This is a genomic window from Massilia sp. Leaf139, assembly GCF_001424165.1.
In the GTDB taxonomy this organism is placed as follows: domain Bacteria; phylum Pseudomonadota; class Gammaproteobacteria; order Burkholderiales; family Burkholderiaceae_D; genus Telluria.
Window position 1 is genome coordinate 449,126 of record NZ_LMOJ01000025.1, and the last position, 18,531, is coordinate 467,656.

The following is an 18,531-nucleotide window of genomic DNA, read 5'->3' on the forward strand; positions in this document are numbered from 1 at the left end:
CTGCCCTTCATCGATGCTTTGAACGGTAATCAACCGCCGCGGCGCATCATGTCGAAGAACTCGATATTGGTCTTCGTCGCACGCATCTTGTCGAGAATGAACTCCATCGCTTCGATCTCGTCCATCGAGTACAGCAGCTTGCGCAGGATCCAGATCTTTTGCAGCTGATCCGGCTTGATCAGGAGTTCCTCGCGGCGCGTGCCCGACTTGTTCAGGTTGATCGCCGGGTAGACGCGCTTCTCGGCCAGGCGGCGCTCGAGGTGGACTTCCATGTTGCCGGTGCCCTTGAATTCCTCGTAGATCACGTCGTCCATGCGCGAGCCGGTTTCGATCAGGGCGGTCGCGACGATGGTCAGCGAGCCGCCTTCTTCGACGTTACGGGCAGCGCCGAAGAAACGCTTCGGACGCTGCAGCGCGTTGGCGTCGACACCACCGGTCAGCACCTTGCCCGAAGCCGGGATCACGGTGTTGTAGGCGCGCGCCAGGCGGGTGATCGAGTCGAGCAGGATGACGACGTCCTTCTTCATTTCGACCAGGCGCTTGGCCTTTTCCAGCACCATCTCGGCGACCTGCACGTGGCGGGTGGCCGGTTCGTCGAAGGTCGAGGCGACGACTTCGCCGCGCACCGAACGCTGCATCTCCGTCACTTCTTCCGGACGCTCGTCGATCAAGAGGACGATCAGGGTCACGTCCGGATGATTCGCGGTGATTGCGTGGGCGATGTGCTGCAGCATGACCGATTTGCCCGACTTTGGCGAAGCCACCAGCAGGCCGCGCTGGCCCTTGCCGATCGGAGAAATCAGGTCGACGATGCGGCCGGTGATGTTCTCGGCGCCGTTCATGTCGCGCTCGAGGCGCAGCGGCTCGTTCGGGTGCAGCGGCGTCAGGTTTTCAAACAGGATGCGGTGCTTCGAGGCTTCCGGCGATTCGCCGTTGACCTTGTCCACCTTTACCAGGGCAAAGTAACGTTCGCCGTCTTTCGGCGTACGCACTTCGCCTTCGATCGAGTCACCCGTATGCAGGTTGAAGCGGCGAATCTGCGACGGCGAAATATAGATGTCGTCGGTCGATGCCATGTAGCTCGCATCCGGGGAACGCAGGAAGCCGAAGCCGTCGGGCAGGACTTCAAGTGCGCCATCGCCGAAGATCTGTTCGCCGGATTTGGCGCGCTTCTTCAGGATCGCGAACATCAGTTCCTGCTTGCGCAGGCGCGCTGCGTTGTCGATGTCGAGGCCGATGGCCATCTCCAGCAGCGCGGAGACGTGCATTGCCTTCAGTTCAGATAAGTGCATGTTGTGTGGGTGTCCCGTGACGGGAAATAAAGGTAGGGGAGGGAACTGCGTTGGTTGGTCAATAAGGGAACGGGTCGGAGCCGACCGGGTTCCCGTCCGGACAATGGCGGCAGTGCGGGCGCGCTGCCGCCGCTATGCGTTTTCTTCTTAGATGTTGCTGTCGATGAAGGCGGTCAGCTGGCCCTTGGCCAATGCGCCGACTTTCTGCGCAGCGACTTCACCGTTCTTGAACAGGATCAGGGTCGGGATGCCACGGATGCCGAACTGGGCCGGCACGGCCTGGTTGGCGTCGACGTCCATCTTCGCGATCGTGATCTTGCCGTCGTATTCCTTGGCGACTTCTTCGAGGATCGGGGCGATCATCTTGCACGGACCGCACCACTCGGCCCAGAAGTCGACCAGTACCGGACGCTCGGACTTGAGCACGTCGGTTTCGAAAGAAGCATCGCTGATGTGTTTAATGTTTTCGCTCATGTTTTCCTCAAAGAGAGGTAAGGATCAATGCCTGGAGACAAGGCCGATGTTCTGGCTCGTCCGGCTTCCGCTTGTCGATAAAACCAGTTGCAACGCAATGGTGGAGGCAATGCGCGCGAACTCAATGGGAAGGGCGTCTGGAGGACGTCAGGCGGGGGATTTAGGCCGAATAATACCTGAATTTCCAAAAAAGTGTTCGGGCGTTTGTACAAAATCCTAACACGCCACCGCCGAGCGTAACTGGTCGGGCGCGATGGGCTTGCGGAAGATACCCGCCACGTGTAAGCCGAGCACCCGCGCCAGTTCCCCGGCCGCGTCGCGCACCCCTGAATCCATGCCCGAGAGCAGGATCACGCCGCCGCGAAAACCGCGTTCCGCCGCCGCCTGCAGAAACTCGATGCCATCCATATCCGGCAGCGCCAGGTCGCAGACCAGCACGTCCGGCACCTGCTCGGCCAGGGTCGCCAGCGCATGGCGGGTGGTGGCTTCGGTATACACCTCGCGCACGCCGATGGTGTGCAGCATGTCCTTCAACATCTCGAGCATGAAACGGTCGTCGTCGAGCACCAGCACGCGCGGCGGCTGGCCATCGCCTGACGGGGCGATCTTGTTCATACAGTTGGTTCCGGCGAATTATTGACTGGCAGCGATTATGTGCGAGAACACGCCTGCGTGGCATATCGTGTTCAAAATATTCTCGCCGGGTAGAACAATCCTGCCCTGTCAGCCCACGCTGCCCGTAAACTGGATCAGGTGGCCCGGATGCCACATCGTGACGACCGAGGCGACGCGCCCCTGCGAGGTCGTCCTGCGCTTGAGTACGAGGCAGGGCGTGCGCCCGTCGATGCCGAGCAATTCCGTGACTTCGCGCGGTGCGCCCGACGCTTCCAGACTATATGTGGCGCCCTGCAGCGGCGCCACCGCCATCAGGTGCTCGTTGGGCGTGATGCTGGCGAAATCCTGTTCCAGGTAGGCCGGCGCGCAGGCCGGATTGACCCAGCGGTCTTCCAGCTGGATCGGCACCTCGTTCTCGAAGTGCACGATCAGCGAGTGGAACAGCAGTGCGCCCGGCGCCAGCTCGAACTGCAGCGCCAGCGCCTCGGAAGCCGGCGCCCCTTCCAGAAGATGCAGGCGGCTCGCATGGCGGTGGCCGCGCGCGCGTACTTCGTCGGCGATGTTGCGGATCTCGACCAGCGTCGCCTGGTATTTACGCGGCGCGACAAAGGTGCCCGAACCCTGGCGCCGGGTCAGCACCTGCTCGGCCGTCAGTTCGCGCACGGCGCGGTTGACGGTCATGCGCGAGACGCCGAACTGGCGCACCAGCGCCTGCTCGGAGGGCACCAGGTCGCCTTCCTTCCAGCGCCCGGTGGCGATCTCGCCGACCAGGTAGTCCTTGATTTGCTGGAAGATGGGGGTGCTCGCTTGCGCGCTGGATTCGTCCAAACTGCTCTCCGAAAGGCGATAATGATGACTCGAATGGATAAGAATATCGATGCTGATCCTTGCTGCGATTTTAGCATCGCGAATTCGAAAGCAAGCGGTGGAGTGCGCGGCGTTCTCCATCCTGCCAGGATGACGCCATTGCCCTTCTACTTGGACGCGCCATGAACACCGACAGCATCGCCCACCCCTACGCCAGCGACGCCGCGCGCTGGGCCGCCGTGCAGCAGCGCGACGCGGCGGCCGACGGCGTTTTTTACTATTCGGTGCGCACGACCGGCGTCTATTGCCGCCCCTCCTGCGCCGCCCGCCCCGCGCTGCGCGCGAACGTCGCCTTTCACGCCAGCTGCGCCGAGGCCGAAGGAGCCGGCTTTCGCCCCTGCCTGCGCTGCAAACCGGATCAGCCGCCGCTGGCCGAGCGCCAGGCGCAGGCGGTGGCCGCGGCTTGCCGCCTGCTCGACGCCTGTGAGGACGCGCCCGATCTGGAGGCCGTCGCGGGAGCGGTCGGCATGAGCCGCTTCCATTTCCAGCGCGTCTTCAAACTGCATGCTGGCGTGACGCCCAAGGCCTATGCGGCGGCGCGCCGGGCCGCGCGCGTGCGCGACGCGCTGGCGACCAGTGGCAGCGTCACCGATGCCCTTTACAGCGCCGGCTTCAATTCCAGTTCGCGCTTTTACGCCGACAGCGCCGCGATGCTGGGCATGGCGCCTTCCCGCTTCAAGGCAGGCGGCGCGGGCGAACAGATCCGCTTCGCGGTGGGCGCCTGTTCGCTCGGCGCCATCCTGGTCGCGGCAACGGAGCGCGGCATCTGCGCGGTGCTGATGGGGGACGATCCCGAGCTGCTGGTGCGCGATTTGCAGGATCGCTTTCCGCAGGCGGCGCTGATCGGCGCCGACGCCGGCTTCGAGCGCACGGTGGCGCAGGTGGTGGGTCTTGTCGAGGCGCCGCGCATCGGCCTGGACTTGCCGCTGGACGTGCGCGGCACCGCGTTCCAGCAGCGCGTGTGGGCCGCCTTGCGCGCGATACCGGCGGGCGAGACGGTCAGTTATACCGAGCTGGCAGGGCGCATCGGTTCTCCGGCCGCGGTACGCGCGGTGGCGGGGGCCTGCGCGGCCAATCCGGTGGCGGTGGCGATTCCCTGTCACCGGGTGGTGCGCAACGATGGCGGCTTGTCGGGGTATCGGTGGGGGATCGAGAGGAAGGCGGCGCTGATCGCGCGCGAAAAAGACGCGTCGTGAGCTGTAGGGTGGACGGGTTTCCCGTCCACGCGTCAACGCACAGATGAATGAGCGTACGGGATTTGCAAGTAGTGGTTGAACGCGTGGGCGGGAGACCCGCCCACCCTACAGCACTCCGGTCACTGCTTCTTGGCCTCTGCCGCCAGCGTCTCCGCCAGCCGCTTGCGCCCAGCCTGCGCATACGCCTTGCACGCCCCGGTATCGACCAGCGCCCCCTTCGCCTGGCGCTCGATCACGTCGCTCGCATTCGGATGCGCCGTCACCAGGATGTCGCAGGGCAGCGCCGCCACGCGCGCGATCGAGCCTTCGATGTCGTTCTTGGCGTTCGGGTAGTCGGCCGTGCCGCTGTAGCGGAAGTTCGGGCCGGCGACGGCGATCAGGCTGTCCGCATACACCATGTTCAGCGCCTTGCCCCCTTCGGCCGACTGCCAGGTCCAGCTGACGCCGCCCTTGGTATGGCCCGGCGTGTAGTGCGCCTTGATCGCCAGCGGGCCGAGGGCGACGGTCTCGCCATCGCGCACGGCGGCCACCTTCGGCAGCGGCGTCATGTCGGGCAGGGTGCCGAATTGCGGGTCGCCCTTGTCCGGCTTGCCCGTCTCCAGCACCGGCTTCGCGGCCGCGCTGGTGAGTACGATGGCGCCGCTCAGGCGCTGCAATTCGGCGACGCCGCCCACATGGTCGTAGTGCTCGTGCGAAGTGAGGATGTAGCGGATGTCTTCCAGCTTGAAGCCGAGCTGGCGGATGTGGGCCGCGATCTGCACCGCCGCCTTCGGACTGGCGCCGTCAATCAGGATGTGGCCGGCCGGCGAGGTGACCAGCACCGAACTGAGACCCTCGGTACCGACATAGTAGCTGTTGCCGTAGAGTTTGAACGGATCCTGCGGGCCTTCCCATTCGGCCGCATGGACAAGGGAGGGCAGGGCGGCAAGGCAGGACAGCAGGACGGCGATTCGTTTCACGAGCACTCCTATTCGGTGATTGGGTATTGCAACCTCGAAATCATAACGAAAAAACATGCGCGCCGGGCCGCCGGCAGTGTCCAAGGAAGGAGGACTTCGCTACACTGGTGTTTTGCATTTATTAAATATTTGGAGACTTCATGCAGCCCAGCCTCAAGCAGTGTTCCGCGTTCGTTCTTGCCGCCCTTGCCATGGCCGGCGTGCAGGCCGCGCCGACCGATACCGTCATCGTCAACGCCAACGGATACACGCTGAACGCCAAGGGGGATCTGGTGCAGTTCGCCGCGCTCGCTTTCGACGGCAAGGGCAAGATCCTGGCCGTCGGCAGCGCCGCCGACGTCGCTGCGAAAGCGCCCGGCGCGCGCCAGGTCGATTTGCAGGGCAAGACGGTATTGCCGGGCCTGATCGATGCCCACGGCCACGTCTTCGGTCTGGGCCAGATGCTGACCCAGCTCGACCTGTCGGCCACGACCTCGCTGCCCGATGCGCTGAAAGCCATCGGCGACTATGCCAAGGCCAATCCCGGCCAGGGCTGGCTGCGCGGACGCGGCTGGAACCAGGAGAACTGGAAGCTGGGCCGCTTCCCGACCGCGCTTGATGTCGATGCGGTCGTCAGCGACCGCCCGGTCTGGTTCGAGCGCGTCGACGGCCACGCCGGCTGGGCCAACAGCCGCGCCCTGGCGGCGGCCGGCATCACCGATAAAACGCCCGACCCAGCCGGCGGCAAGATCGTGCGCGACGCCAACGGTAAAGCCACGGGCGTGCTGATCGACGCGGCGCAGGAGCTGGTCGCGAAAGTGCTGCCGGCCCAGACCGAAGCCGAGGGCCGCGTGGTACTCGACCGCGCGCTCGGCGCGATGGCGCAGGTCGGCATCACCAGCACCCACGACGCCGGCGTGGGCGTGGCCGAAGACCGCCTGTACCGCGCCTATGCCGATGGCGGCAAGCTGACCGCGCGCATCTACGGCATGATCGGCGGCACCGACGCCGACTTCGACGCCCTGGCCAAGAACGGCCCCCTCAAAACCTACGGCAACGACATGTACGCGCTGCGCGCCGTGAAGCTGTATTCGGACGGCGCGCTCGGCAGCCGCGGCGCCGCCCTCATCAAGCCCTACAGCGACGAGCCGCATTCGCACGGCCTGCTGTTCTTCAAGCTCGACCAGATGGACGCGAAGATGAAGAAGGCAATGGCGCGCGGCTACCAGGTCAACGTGCACGCCATCGGCGACGCCGGCAACAAGCAGATCCTCGACATCTACAAGAAGGAATTGGGTGCGACCAAGAGCGCGGCCCAGCGCCACCGCATCGAACACGCGCAGGTGGTGACGCCCGCCGACATCGTCCGTTTCAAGACCTTGGGCATCATCCCGTCGATGCAGCCGACCCATGCCACCTCGGACAAGAACATGGCCGAAAGCCGCGTCGGCGCCGAGCGCATCAAGGGAGCCTACGCCTGGCGCAGCTTCCTGCACCAGGGTTCGCGCATCGCCTGCGGTTCGGACTTCCCGGTCGAGTCGCCGAACCCGTTCTTCGGCATCCACGCGGCCGTCACGCGCCAGGACGCGTCGGGCCAGCCGATCGCCGGCTGGTACCCGAACCAGGCGATGTCGCTGAAGGAAGCCTTCCGCTGCTTCACGCTTGACGCGGCCTATGCGGGCCACGCGGAAAACAGCCTGGGCTCGCTGGAGCCGGGCAAATGGGCCGACTTCATCGTCATCGACCAGGATCTGTTCAAGATGCCGACCTACGACATCCACAAGACAGGCGTGCTGCAGACCTGGGTGGCGGGCAAGGCGGTGTACCGGAAATGACACCCGGCGGGCATGACAAAATGGATTGACGGTCTTGTATAGACAACTTAGACTCCGAGCACGTCCAGGGCGGGTGAGGCTTCATCCGCCGTTCTCATTCCAGGAGCTGCCATGAACCAAGCATCGTCCCCAGCTGTTGATCAACCCGTCGATCCGCGTTTCGATCCGACCCGTTCCATCCGCGCTCCGCGCGGCACCGAACTTTCCTGCAAGAGCTGGCTCACCGAAGCCGCCTACCGCATGTTGCAGAACAACCTCGATGCCGAGGTGGCCGAGGATCCGCAGCGCCTGGTGGTGTACGGCGGCATCGGCCGCGCCGCGCGCAACTGGGAGTGTTACGACCAGATCCTGGCCTCGCTGCGCGCCCTGGAAGGCGACCAGACTTTATTGATCCAGTCCGGCAAGCCGGTCGGCGTGTTCCAGACCCACGAGAATGCCCCGCGCGTGCTGCTGGCGAACTCGAACCTGGTGCCGAAATGGGCGAACTGGGAGCATTTCAACGAGCTCGACCGCAAGGGCCTGTTCATGTACGGCCAGATGACGGCCGGCAGCTGGATCTATATCGGCACCCAGGGCATCGTCCAGGGCACCTACGAAACTTTCGCGGAGGCGGGCCGCCAGCATTTCGGCGGCGACTGGGGCGGACGCTGGATCCTGACCGCGGGTTTGGGCGGCATGGGCGGCGCCCAGCCGCTGGCCGCGACCTTCGCCGGCGCGGTGTCGCTCAACATCGAGTGCCAGCAGAGCAGCATCGATTTCCGCCTGCGCACGCGTTATCTCGACAAGCAGGCGAAAGACATCGACGAGGCGCTCGCCCTCATTCAGCACCACTGCGAACGACGCGAAGCCGTCTCGATCGGCCTGCTCGGCAATGCCGCCGACGTGCTGCCGGAACTGGTGCGCCGCGCCCGCGCCGGCGGCCTGGTGCCCGATCTCGTCACCGACCAGACCTCGGCCCACGACCTGATCCACGGCTACCTGCCGCAGGGCTGGACGGTCGACGAATGGAAGGCGGCCCAGGCCGACCCAGGCCAGCACGCGCGCCTGAAAGCGGCGGCCGCCGCCTCCTGCGCGACCCATGTCCGTGCCATCCTCGACTTCAAGGCGCTCGGCAGCCAGGCCGTCGATTACGGCAACAACATCCGCCAGGTAGCCCTGGACGAGGGCGTCGCGAATGCCTTCGATTTCCCCGGCTTCGTGCCTGCCTATATCCGCCCGCAGTTTTGCGAAGGGCGCGGCCCGTTCCGCTGGGTGGCGCTCTCAGGTGACCCGGAAGACATCTATAAGACGGACGCCAAGATCAAGGAGCTGTTCCCGCAGCACGCGCAGGTGCACCGCTGGCTCGACATGGCGCGCGAACGCATCGCCTTCCAGGGCCTGCCGGCGCGCATCTGCTGGCTGGGCCTCGGAGAACGCCACATCGCCGGCCTCGCCTTCAACGAGATGGTGAAGAACGGCGAGCTCAAGGCGCCGATCGTGATCGGCCGCGACCACCTCGACACCGGTTCCGTCGCCAGCCCGAACCGCGAAACCGAGAGCATGCGCGACGGTACCGACGCCGTCTCCGACTGGCCGCTGCTCAACGCCATGTTGAACACCGCCGGCGGTGCGACCTGGGTCTCGCTGCACCACGGCGGCGGCGTCGGCATGGGCTACTCGCAGCATTCCGGCGTCGTCATCGTGGCCGACGGTACCGAGGCCGCCGCCAAACGCCTGGCACGCGTGCTGGTCAACGACAGCGGCTCGGGCGTCATGCGCCATGCCGATGCGGGCTACCCCTCCGCCATCGCCTGTGCCGAGCGCACCGGCCTGAATCTCCCGATGATCAATCAAGGCAGCAAGCAATGAATCACGACGCACACCACAACTGGACTCTGAACCCTGGCGCCCTGAGCCTGGCCGACCTGCGCGCGGCCTGGGCCGGTCACTTCGCGATCGCACTGTCGCCTGAGGCGGCGCAACCGATCGCCGCGTCCGCGTCCCTCGTGAAAACCATTGTCGACAAGGGCGATCCGGCCTACGGCATCAACACCGGCTTCGGCATCCTGGCCAAGGCCCATATCCCGAACGACCAGCTCGAACAATTGCAGCGCAACCTGATCCTGTCGCACGCGGTCGGTACCGGCGAGCTGATGTCGGATGCCGTCGTACGGCTGATCCTGTTGACGAAAATCGGCAGCCTGGCGCGCGGCTATTCGGGCGTGCGTCCGGTGATCATCGACACCCTGATCGCCATCTACAATGCCGGCCTGATGCCGGCCATTCCCTGCCAGGGTTCGGTCGGCGCCTCGGGCGACCTGGCGCCGCTGGCGCACATGACCCTCGCCATCCTCGGCGTCGGCCCGGTGCGTTACCAAGGCCGCATCATGGAGGCAAGCGAGGCGCTGGCGCAGGCCGGCATCGAGCCCGTCACGCTGGCGGCGAAAGAGGGCCTGGCCCTGATCAACGGCACGCAGGTGTCGACCGCGCTGGCCTTGCACGGCCTCTTCATGGCCGAGCGCCTGGTGGAAGCGGCAATGGTCACCGGCGCCTTGTCGGTCGACGCTGCCCGCGGCAGCGACGCGCCTTTCGACGCCCGCATCCACGCGGTGCGCGGCCAGCCGGGCCAGATCGCCGCGGCCGCCATCTACCGCGAGCTGATGGCGGGCAGCGCGATCCGCGCCTCGCACCTGGTCGGCGACGAGCGCGTGCAGGATCCCTACAGCCTGCGCTGCCAGCCGCAGGTGATGGGCGCCGTGATGGATCTGGTGGCCAACGCCAGCCGCACCCTGCTGATCGAGGCGAACGCCGTCACCGACAATCCGCTGCTCTTCCCCGACGACGGTGCGATCGTCTCGGGCGGTAACTTTCATGCGGAGCCGGTGGCCTTTGCCGCCGACACGCTGGCCCTGGCGATTGCCGAAATCGGTGCGCTGGCCGAGCGCCGCATCGCGCTGCTGATCGACGCCAACCTGTCCGGCCTGCCGGCCTTCCTGGTGCGCGAACCGGGCCTGAACTCGGGCTTCATGATCGCCCACGTGACGGCCGCGGCGCTGGCCTCGGAAAACAAATCGCTGGCGCATCCGGCCAGCGTCGACAGCCTGCCGACCTCCGCCAACCAGGAAGACCACGTCAGCATGGCCACCTTCGCGGCGCGCCGGCTCGACCAGATGGCGCACAATACGGCGGTGATTGTCGGGATCGAATTGCTGGCGGCGGGACAGGGCATCGAGTTCCACCGTCCGCTGGCCAGCTCGGAACACCTCGAGCACGTGCATGCGCAGCTGCGCCGCCGCGTGGCGCCCTTCGATGCCGACCGCTTCTTCGCGCCGGACATCGAGGCGGCGCGCCAGATGGTGGTGGCGGGCGAGTTGTCGGCCACGTGCAAGGAATTGTTCGCCGTCTTACACCCTTAATTTCAACAGGAGTCGTGATGGATTTCCGGTTCAAGGCAGGTGATGCGCCGATGCTGTTGTCGATGCCCCATGTGGGCACCGACATTCCCGACGAGGTGGCCGCGCACATGACGCCCTGTGCGCTGGCGAAAGCCGATACCGACTGGCACCTGGCCGAACTCTACGACTGCGCCGGCCGGCTCGGCATCTCGACGCTGGCGGCGCGCTGGTCGCGCTATGTCATTGACCTGAACCGCCCGCCCGAGAACACCAACCTGTACCCGGGCCTGGACACGACCGGCCTGTGCCCGGTCGACACCTTCGGGCGCGAAAGCCTGTACCAGGAAGGACGGGTGCCGGATCAGCAGGAAGTGCAGCGCCGCCTGCTGCGCTACTGGCAGCCCTACCATCATCAATTGCGCGCCGAGCTGGCGCGCCTGCTGGCCCTGCACGGGCGCGTGGTGTTGTGGGATGCGCACTCGATCGCCTCGCAAGTGCCGCGCTTTTTCGAGGGCAAGCTGCCGGATCTGAACTTCGGCACCGCCGATGGGAGCTCCTGCGATCGGGGCCTGGAGAATGCCGTGGTCGGCGTCGCGCGCGCCCAGGACCGCTTCAGCATCGCGGTGAATGGCCGCTTCAAGGGCGGCCACATCACCCGCTTCTATGGCCAGCCGAAGGAGGGCGTGCACGCGATCCAGCTCGAGATGTGCCAGTGCCTTTATATGGACGAGGCGGCACCCTTCGCCTACCGCCCCGAGATCGCGGCCGAGGTGCAGCCGCTGTTGCAAGACATGATGGGAGCCGCGCTCGACTGGGTGCGCGCATGAACGCCCTGTTCGCGCGCCACGCGCTGCTGGCCGAGGGCTGGCAGGGCGATGTGCTGGTCGAATGGGATGCGCGCGGCAACCTGACGCGGGTGCAGCCCGGCGCGCGCCCGCCGATCGGCGTGGCGCGCGCCGAGTACGTGGTGCCGGGCATGGTCAACCTGCACTCGCACGCCTTCCAGCGCGCGCTCGGCGGCCTGACGGAAAAGGCGGGCGACGGCCCGGACAGCTTCTGGACCTGGCGCGACTTGATGTACCGCTTCGGGGCCAACATTACGCCGGAACAGCTGGAAGCGATCGCGGCCCAGCTGTTCTCCGAATGCCTGCGCCATGGCTATACCTCGCTGTGCGAGTTTCACTATATCCAGCGCGACCCGGACGGCGTCTCCTATGCGCGCCCGGCCGAGATGGCCGAACGCATCGCCGCGGCCGGACAGCAGGCCGGCATCGGGCTGACGCTGCTGCCGGTGCTCTACAGCCACAGCGGCTTCGGCGACCAGCCTTTGAAGCCGGAGCAGGCGCGCTTTCGCACCGATGTCGACGACGTGCTGCGCATCGTCGAGGCTTTAGCGCCCCTGCGCGGCGGCCAGCTCGAAGTGGGGGCCGCGCCGCATTCGCTGCGCGCGGCCGGCACCGACCAGATCCGCGCGCTGATGGCGGCGCTGCCGCCGGAACGGCCGCTGCACATCCACATCGCCGAGCAGCAGGGCGAAGTGCGCCAAAGCCTGGACTTCAGCGGGCGCCGGCCCGTCGAATACCTGTTCGACGAAGTGCGCATCGACGCGCGCTGGTGCCTGGTGCACGCTACCCACCTGAACCCGGCCGAAGTGGCGCAGCTGGCCGCCAGTGGCGCCGTCGCCGGCCTGTGCCCGACCACCGAGGCCAACCTGGGCGACGGCCTGTTCCCGCTGGGCGACTACCTGGCGCAGGGCGGACGCTGGGGCATCGGCAGCGACAGCCACGTGTCGCAGAGCCCGGTGGAAGAACTGCGCTGGCTCGAATACGGGCAGCGCCTGCTGCACCAGCGCCGGAACATCGCCGCCACGCCGGCACGGCGCGACGTCGCGCTCAACCTGTGGCAGGATGCACTGCGTGGCGGCGCGCAGGCGGCCGGGCGCCCGGTCGGGGAACTGGCGGCGGGACGCCGGGCCGACCTGCTGGTGCTCGATGCCGCGCATCCGAACCTGGACGGCGTACAGGATACCGACGTGCTGGGACGTCTGGTATTCTGCGGCAACGACAATCTGGTGCGCGACGTACTGGCCGGCGGACGCTGGGTGGTGCAGGGCGGGCGCCACATGGCGCAGGAAGCCGTCGAGCGCGGCTACCGGCAAGCCATTCAACAGTTGCGCGCCAATTGAGCATAAGTATGAGCATGAGCGAGGCATGAGCATGAACATTCTGATTCCGTTTGCCGGCCTGTCGGCACTCCCCTGGAAGAACGGCGGCGGCAGCACCACGACGATTGCAGTCGGCCCGCCCGAGGCCGGCTTCGAGGACTTCGACTGGCGCGTCAGCCTGGCCACGATCGCCGAGGACGGCCCGTTCTCGCGCTTCCCGGGCGTCGACCGCACGCTGGCGCTGGTCGACGGCCACGGCATGACGCTCGATATCGACGGCAGCGAACGCGTGATCATCTGCGAAAGCGGCCCGGTGCTCGCCTTCGACGGCGATTCGCAGGTGACCGCCAAGCTCAATCGCGGGCCGACCACCGATTTCAACGTCATGACCCGCAGCGACCGCTGCTACCACCAGTTCGGTCGGCGCCGCCTGGCCGGCAAATCGCGCTTCGTGGCGCGCGCCGACCTGACCCTGATGTTCCTGGCCGAAGGGGAGACCCTGGAAATCGCCAGCGACGCCGAGCGCATCAACATGGTGCGCTACGACGCCGTCCTGTTCGACCCGGGCACGATCTGGTCGATCGAGGCGACCCAGGCGGTCATCTTCATTGTCGATATTTTCTATTACAACGAGGACGAGGACTACGAAGATGAGTGAGCGCCACGGCCCGCGCGTCGACGCGGTGTTTGCGAACGTGAACCTGGCCACGATGGTCGACGGCTATGGCGAAATGCAGGATGGCGCGATCGCCGTGCAGCACGGCCGCATCGCCTGGCTGGGCCCGCGCCGCGAGGCGCCGCGCGCCGCCGTCATCCACGATTGCGACGGCGCCTGGCTCACGCCCGGCCTGATCGACTGCCATACCCACATCGTCCACGCCGGCAACCGCAGCGACGAGTGGGAAGCGCGCCTGGAAGGGGCCAGCTACGAGGACATCGCCCGCAACGGCGGCGGCATCATGTCGACCGTGCGCGCCACCCGTGCCGCCAGCGTCGAAGACCTGCTGCGCCAGAGCGCGCCGCGCGTGTCGCAACTGCTGGCCGAGGGCGTGACCACGCTCGAGATCAAATCGGGCTACGGCCTGAACCTGCAGGGCGAAGCGAATCTGCTGCGCGCCGCGCGCCGCATCGGCGAACTGCTGCCGATCAAGGTACGCACCACCTTCCTGGGCGCGCACGCGCTGCCGCCGGAGTTTACGGGCCGCCCCGACGACTATATCGCCGAAGTGGCCGAACGCATGCTGCCGCTCCTGGTGAAAGAGGGCCTGGTCGACGCGGTCGACGCCTTCTGCGAGCACATCGGCTTCAGTTACGACCAGACCGAACGGGTGTTTGCCGCCGCTAAAAAGCTCGGACTGCCCGTCAAGCTGCACGCCGAACAATTGTCCGACCAGCGCGGCGCGGAACTGGTGGCGCGCTACCGCGGGCTCTCGGCCGACCACCTGGAACACCTGACCCCGGCCGGCATCAACGCCATGGCCGCGGCCGGCACCGTGGCCGTGCTGCTGCCGGGCGCCTATTACTTCCTGCGCGAGACGCAGGCGCCGCCGATCGCCGCCCTGCGCGGCGCCGGCGTGCCGCTGGCGGTGGCCACCGACTGCAATCCCGGCACCTCGCCCCTGAGTTCGCTGCTGCTGGCGATGAACATGGCGTGTACGGTGTGGCGCCTGACGCCGCGCGAAGCGCTGCAGGGCGCCACCGTCAACGCGGCGCGCGCGCTCGGTTTGCAGGAGCAGATCGGGACGCTGGAAGTGGGCAAGCGAGCGGATTTTGCCTTGTGGGACATCAGCCGACCGGCCGAACTGGCTTATGCGGTCGGCTTCAACCCCTGCCAGGCGGTGGTGAACGGCGGCGTGATGCGGGCGCGCGACGTGGGCTTGCCGGCGGGGTTCTAAGACCTTCCAGAACCGCAGGGCCGGCTCCGGCCCTGCACGTCTTCTTCACAGCGACTGCAGCTTCGAGCGCGTGCTCGACACCGCCCGGTGCAGCATGCGCTCGGCATGAAAATCGTTCTCGCGCTGGGCCGCGATCGCTGTCAGGCTGCGGTTGTAATTGTCGAGGCGGGAACGCAGCCACGCCTTGTAGAGCCGCCTGGTAATCGGTCGGAAGATGAATGCCATGGTGTCTCCCCTTGTGCGAAGAGCACATTTTCAGGCACGTCATTCCCTTGCATTTGTGATCACTCAATCGTGCGACAGCGGCGGTCGTCCCTTGATTGGCGTCAATTCGCCCATTCCCAGCTCGGTGATGATAGGTATCAGACAATCCGTAAGAGAGGTAAGCAATTGTAAGAACAACAGCTTCCGGCGAGTTCACCCAGCTATAGTGAAATCGTTGATTTCCAGTCTCCCCTCCCCATTAACATAATGGGTTCGCCCACGGTGCTTCAAAGCTCCGTGGGCTTTTTATTGCGGGCCGCTCTTAGTTTTAATCCGCGCGGCGTGCCAGGTGATCGAGCGCTTCGCCCGTCACGCGGCAGATGCGCCATTCCGGCAGGATCTCGGCGCCCATCGTCCGGTAAAAACCGATCGCCGGCTCGTTCCAGTCCAGTACCGACCATTCGAAGCGGCCGCATTTGCGTTCCACCGCAATCTGCGCCAGCGTCGACAGCAACTGGGTGCCGTAGCCCTTGCCGCGGTGCGACTGGCGCACATATAAATCTTCCAGGTACAGGCCCTTCTTGGTAAGGAAGGTCGAGAAATTGTGGAAGAACAGGGCAAAGGCGACGACTTCGCCGTTTTCCTCGCCGACGATGGCTTCGCAGGCCGGCCGCGTGCCGAACAGGCCCTCGTGCAGCAGCTCTTCGGTGGCGACGACCATGTGCTCGAGTTTCTCGAACACGGCCAGCTCGACGATCATCGAGTGGATGTGGCTGACGTCGGCGGGTTCGGCGGGACGGACGGTGAAATGGGTGACAGCGGTCATGGGGTTTCGGTTGCGTTGTTCAAGGTTGCGGCTTGCACCGGTTTTGCGGCTGCGGGTGCGCGCAGGGCCCAGGCCACGCTGGCCAGGCACAGGATCATGCCCAGGAACTCGACGGGCCCCGGGCGGTAATGTTCGAGTTTAATGGACAGCAGCACCGACAGCACCGGCGTGATGACGCCGATGTACACCGCCTTGTGCGGCCCGATGCGGTTGATCAGCGTGAAATAGGCGAGGAAGGCGATCACCGAACCGAAGATCGACAGGTAGAGCAGGCCCAGCGTGTAGGAGGCGGTCGGCGGCAGCATGAAGCGCTGCCCGGTGACGACGGCATAAATGGCCACCATCAAGGTGCCCCAGAACATCGACCAGGCGGTGGTCAGCATCACATTGCCCGACTGCTCGCGCACCTTGGCGACGACGATGCTGCCGGCCGAGCTGGCGATCGTCGCCACCAGGGCCAGCACCACGCCCAGCAGGAAGTGGCCGCTGCCGCCCGCCTGCACATCGCGCCAGGCGGTGCCGATCGAGTGGTAGAAGAGCAGGGCGACGCCGCCGGTGGCGACGGCACCGGCGCCCCAGGTACGCGGCGCGATCGGGGTGCCGTAGAACACGCGGCCCAGGAGCGGCGTCCAGAACACCATCAAGGCGAACAGCACGGCCACCAGTCCGGAAACAACGACTTCCTCGGCCTGGTAGGTGCAGATATACGACAGGCCGAAGGTCGCCATGCCCTGCAACATCAGCCATTTCTGGGTACGCCAGGGCAATTGCAGTTTGAAACCGCGGCCGATGCAGATGATGAACAGGACGCTTGAGGCCAGGGCGAAGCGGTAGACCACGGAGACCGAGGGCGGCACTTCGCCCAGCTGCAAGGTGATGGCCCAGAAGGTCGAGCCCCAGATGAGCGAGGCGAGGGTAAATAGGACGGGAGAAGACATCGCGGAAGTATACGTGCTTTCCCCATTTCCTGCCGTCTATAAATCGCGACGGCGCGGGGCGAACGCGGCGCCGCCCTGCAGGCGTTTCTAATGGGTCACACGCGTGTTGTAGCCGTTACTCAGCAGGCGCACGCGCTCGCCGGGGCGGAACAGTTCATCGGCTTCCTGGGTGATGGCGCGCAGCTCTCCGCTGTCGAGCTTGACCGTGATTTCGAACCCCGGACGCATGTTGGCGCGGTTCTCGACCCGTTGCCCGATCAGGCCGCCCGCGATGGCGCCGACGATGCCCATCGCCGCCGAGCCGTTGCCGTTGCCGCTGCCGGCCTGCGAACCGGCCAGGCCTCCGAGGGCGGCGCCGCCCATGGTGCCCACGCCCGACTCCGGATTGGCGATGACGACATTGCGCACCGACTCGACCGTGCCGGTACGCACGACCTGTTCGTTCTGTGTCTGGTAAGAACGGTAGACGCTGCCCGATTGCGGCGGCGTGGCGCAGCCGGCAAGGGCCGCAAGAAGGAGGAGGGGAAATGTGGCTTTCATGGCAATCTCCGAAACGCGCGATGCGCCTCCGAAAGCTTACTCCTGAAAGCCGGCGACGCCGCACACGCCGGCGCGGCGCGTCAGCGAGCAGATGGGATCAATAGGCCAGGTTCAGGCGCCGGTACAGGAAGCCCAGCACGAACAGCGGCCCGACCAGCAGGAAGCGCAGGTCGTCTAGGAATGACGGCTTCTTGCCTTCGATCTTGTGGCCGATGAACTGGCCGATCCAGGCCACGACGAACACGGCGATCGACAGCGGCAGCACCGTCAGCGGCGGCATCGCCGCCAGGATCGCCAGCATCAGGATCGCCATCGCCAGCATGCCCACCGCGAATGGCTTCGACAGTTGCAGGTAATACCACATCGACCCGGCCACGGCGGCCAGCGCGACCACGGGATGCAGCGCGTACAGGATGCCGAGCAGCGAGAACACGATCAGCGGCACGCACACGAAATGAATCAGTTCGTTGGTCGGGTTGCGGTGGCTCTCGCTGTACTGGGCAAGCAGGGTATGGATGTTGCGCGAGGGTGCGCTGGACTGTGCGTTGTTCAAGACTGTCTCCGGCTGTGATTGTTATGCGGAAGATTCTACACCGCTGACAGCGCAGAAATCACCCTTGGGCTGAATACCGGCGCTACTAAAAGCTGTCGACAAGCTTTACAGTCGATGAACAATACGCAGGTGTAAATTCAGCAAGTTATTCATCTATAAGAAATTTTTCCGGTTGGCATTGAAATTGCATGGGGTAAATACGCAAAACAAAAATTTCATCCACCACTTCCAAAACCACATGAAAACCACTCTCCTGATCGCTGCCGTGTCCGCACTCTTTGCCTGCAACGCCACCGCTGCCGTCATCGCCAACGATACCACCCCGGTCACTCAAGACGGGCAGACCTACACCCGTACGTTCGCTCTGGACGGCACGACCTACACCGGCGTGAAGGTCGCACTGACCGCCAAGGGCGACTACGGCTTCAACTACAGCGGTTTCAACGAATACTTCGATTTCATGATCGATGGCACGCAGTACGCGCACTGGAGCAGCAGCAACGGCGGCCCGGCTAGTGTCGTGCAGAATGTCGAAGACTACGACTACACGCTGACCGGCGTCCTGAGCCTGACCGATGCCCAGTGGGCCGAGATCGCCAAGGACAAGGCAGTGACCATCAGCTGGCGCAATACCAGCGGCGTGAACGCCTACCCGATCGACGGCGGCGCCGACTTCGTCGGCTTTAGCCTGAGCGGCATCGCAGCCGCCACCGACGTGCCGGAACCGGCATCGCTGGCCCTGCTCGGCCTCGGCATCGCCGGCTTGGGCATGGCGCGCCGCCGCAAAGCCTGATTGTTCGATCCCGGCAGGCGGGTGCTA

At 65.6% G+C, this 18,531-nt stretch carries 19 protein-coding genes; 9 read left to right on the top strand and 10 right to left on the bottom strand.

Going from position 1 to position 18,531, the window contains the following annotated elements:
* Window positions 1-29: 29 nt before the first annotated feature.
* The 4 genes from rho to hutC form a co-directional block, all read right to left on the bottom strand.
* Complete coding sequence (gene rho, locus ASF77_RS19775) at window positions 30-1,292, bottom strand: transcription termination factor Rho (protein WP_056343345.1); 1,263 nt, start codon at window positions 1,290-1,292, stop codon at window positions 30-32.
* Between the two features lie 147 nt (window positions 1,293-1,439).
* Complete coding sequence (gene trxA / locus ASF77_RS19780; protein WP_056343349.1) at window positions 1,440-1,766, bottom strand: thioredoxin TrxA; 327 nt, start codon at window positions 1,764-1,766, stop codon at window positions 1,440-1,442.
* 216 nt (window positions 1,767-1,982) lie between these two features.
* On the bottom strand, window positions 1,983-2,381 hold the full coding sequence (locus tag ASF77_RS19785; protein ID WP_056343353.1) for a response regulator: 399 nt from the start codon (window positions 2,379-2,381) through the stop codon (window positions 1,983-1,985).
* A 108-nt stretch (window positions 2,382-2,489) separates the two neighbouring features.
* Entirely contained in the window at window positions 2,490-3,209 is a 720-nt protein-coding gene (gene hutC, locus ASF77_RS19790) for a histidine utilization repressor (RefSeq protein WP_056343357.1), read from the bottom strand.
* Window positions 3,210-3,370: 161 nt separating this feature from the next.
* On the opposite strand from hutC, the gene ada reads away from it, so the two are divergent.
* On the top strand, window positions 3,371-4,444 hold the full coding sequence (gene ada, locus ASF77_RS19795) for a bifunctional DNA-binding transcriptional regulator/O6-methylguanine-DNA methyltransferase Ada (protein ID WP_056343358.1): 1,074 nt from the start codon (window positions 3,371-3,373) through the stop codon (window positions 4,442-4,444).
* Window positions 4,445-4,563: 119 nt separating this feature from the next.
* Here the strand turns inward: ada and bla are convergent, their stop codons facing one another.
* On the bottom strand, window positions 4,564-5,403 hold the full coding sequence (gene bla / locus ASF77_RS19800; protein WP_162244874.1) for a subclass B3 metallo-beta-lactamase: 840 nt from the start codon (window positions 5,401-5,403) through the stop codon (window positions 4,564-4,566).
* A gap of 140 nt (window positions 5,404-5,543) precedes the next feature.
* On the opposite strand from bla, the gene ASF77_RS19805 reads away from it, so the two are divergent.
* The 7 genes from ASF77_RS19805 to hutI all read left to right on the top strand — a co-directional run bounded on the left by ASF77_RS19805 (window position 5,544) and on the right by hutI (window position 14,650).
* A complete protein-coding gene (locus ASF77_RS19805) occupies window positions 5,544-7,217 on the top strand; it encodes an amidohydrolase (protein WP_056343364.1) in 1,674 nt (557 codons plus the stop codon).
* Window positions 7,218-7,328: 111 nt separating this feature from the next.
* Window positions 7,329-9,065, top strand: a complete 1,737-nt coding sequence (gene hutU, locus ASF77_RS19810; RefSeq protein WP_056343367.1) for a urocanate hydratase — start codon at window positions 7,329-7,331, stop codon at window positions 9,063-9,065.
* A complete protein-coding gene (hutH, locus tag ASF77_RS19815) occupies window positions 9,062-10,612 on the top strand; it encodes a histidine ammonia-lyase (protein ID WP_056343370.1) in 1,551 nt (516 codons plus the stop codon). Before hutU ends, hutH begins: the two co-directional genes overlap by 4 nt.
* A gap of 17 nt (window positions 10,613-10,629) precedes the next feature.
* On the top strand, window positions 10,630-11,418 hold the full coding sequence (gene hutG, locus ASF77_RS19820; RefSeq protein WP_056343373.1) for an N-formylglutamate deformylase: 789 nt from the start codon (window positions 10,630-10,632) through the stop codon (window positions 11,416-11,418).
* Window positions 11,415-12,776 (top strand): formimidoylglutamate deiminase, encoded by a 1,362-nt coding sequence (locus ASF77_RS19825; RefSeq protein ID WP_056343376.1) that lies wholly within the window; start codon window positions 11,415-11,417, stop codon window positions 12,774-12,776. Before hutG ends, ASF77_RS19825 begins: the two co-directional genes overlap by 4 nt.
* Window positions 12,777-12,801: 25 nt before the next feature.
* Window positions 12,802-13,413 carry a HutD family protein gene (locus tag ASF77_RS19830; RefSeq protein WP_229445507.1) on the top strand — a complete coding sequence of 204 codons (612 nt, stop codon included), beginning with the start codon at window positions 12,802-12,804 and terminating at the stop codon, window positions 13,411-13,413.
* Window positions 13,406-14,650 (top strand): imidazolonepropionase, encoded by a 1,245-nt coding sequence (gene hutI, locus ASF77_RS19835; RefSeq protein WP_056343379.1) that lies wholly within the window; start codon window positions 13,406-13,408, stop codon window positions 14,648-14,650. The genes ASF77_RS19830 and hutI overlap by 8 nt, the downstream gene beginning before the upstream one ends.
* 45 nt (window positions 14,651-14,695) lie before the next feature.
* Here the strand turns inward: hutI and ASF77_RS19840 are convergent, their stop codons facing one another.
* The 5 genes from ASF77_RS19840 to ASF77_RS19860 all read right to left on the bottom strand — a co-directional run bounded on the left by ASF77_RS19840 (window position 14,696) and on the right by ASF77_RS19860 (window position 17,711).
* Window positions 14,696-14,875 carry a hypothetical protein gene (locus ASF77_RS19840; RefSeq protein ID WP_056343383.1) on the bottom strand — a complete coding sequence of 60 codons (180 nt, stop codon included), beginning with the start codon at window positions 14,873-14,875 and terminating at the stop codon, window positions 14,696-14,698.
* A gap of 307 nt (window positions 14,876-15,182) precedes the next feature.
* A complete protein-coding gene (locus tag ASF77_RS19845; protein ID WP_056343386.1) occupies window positions 15,183-15,680 on the bottom strand; it encodes a GNAT family N-acetyltransferase in 498 nt (165 codons plus the stop codon).
* Entirely contained in the window at window positions 15,677-16,618 is a 942-nt protein-coding gene (locus ASF77_RS19850; protein WP_056343388.1) for a DMT family transporter, read from the bottom strand. The genes ASF77_RS19845 and ASF77_RS19850 overlap by 4 nt, the downstream gene beginning before the upstream one ends.
* Before the next feature lie 87 nt (window positions 16,619-16,705).
* Window positions 16,706-17,158: a hypothetical protein gene (locus tag ASF77_RS19855; RefSeq protein ID WP_056343391.1), complete on the bottom strand. Its 453-nt coding sequence runs from the start codon at window positions 17,156-17,158 to the stop codon at window positions 16,706-16,708.
* 97 nt (window positions 17,159-17,255) lie between these two features.
* Entirely contained in the window at window positions 17,256-17,711 is a 456-nt protein-coding gene (locus ASF77_RS19860; RefSeq protein ID WP_056343394.1) for a DUF962 domain-containing protein, read from the bottom strand.
* Between the two features lie 238 nt (window positions 17,712-17,949).
* Here ASF77_RS19860 and ASF77_RS24715 point away from each other — a divergent pair, with 238 nt between their 5' ends.
* Window positions 17,950-18,504, top strand: coding sequence for a PEP-CTERM sorting domain-containing protein (locus ASF77_RS24715; RefSeq protein ID WP_056343397.1), 555 nt, complete (start codon window positions 17,950-17,952; stop codon window positions 18,502-18,504).
* The last annotated feature ends 27 nt before the right edge of the window (window positions 18,505-18,531 follow it).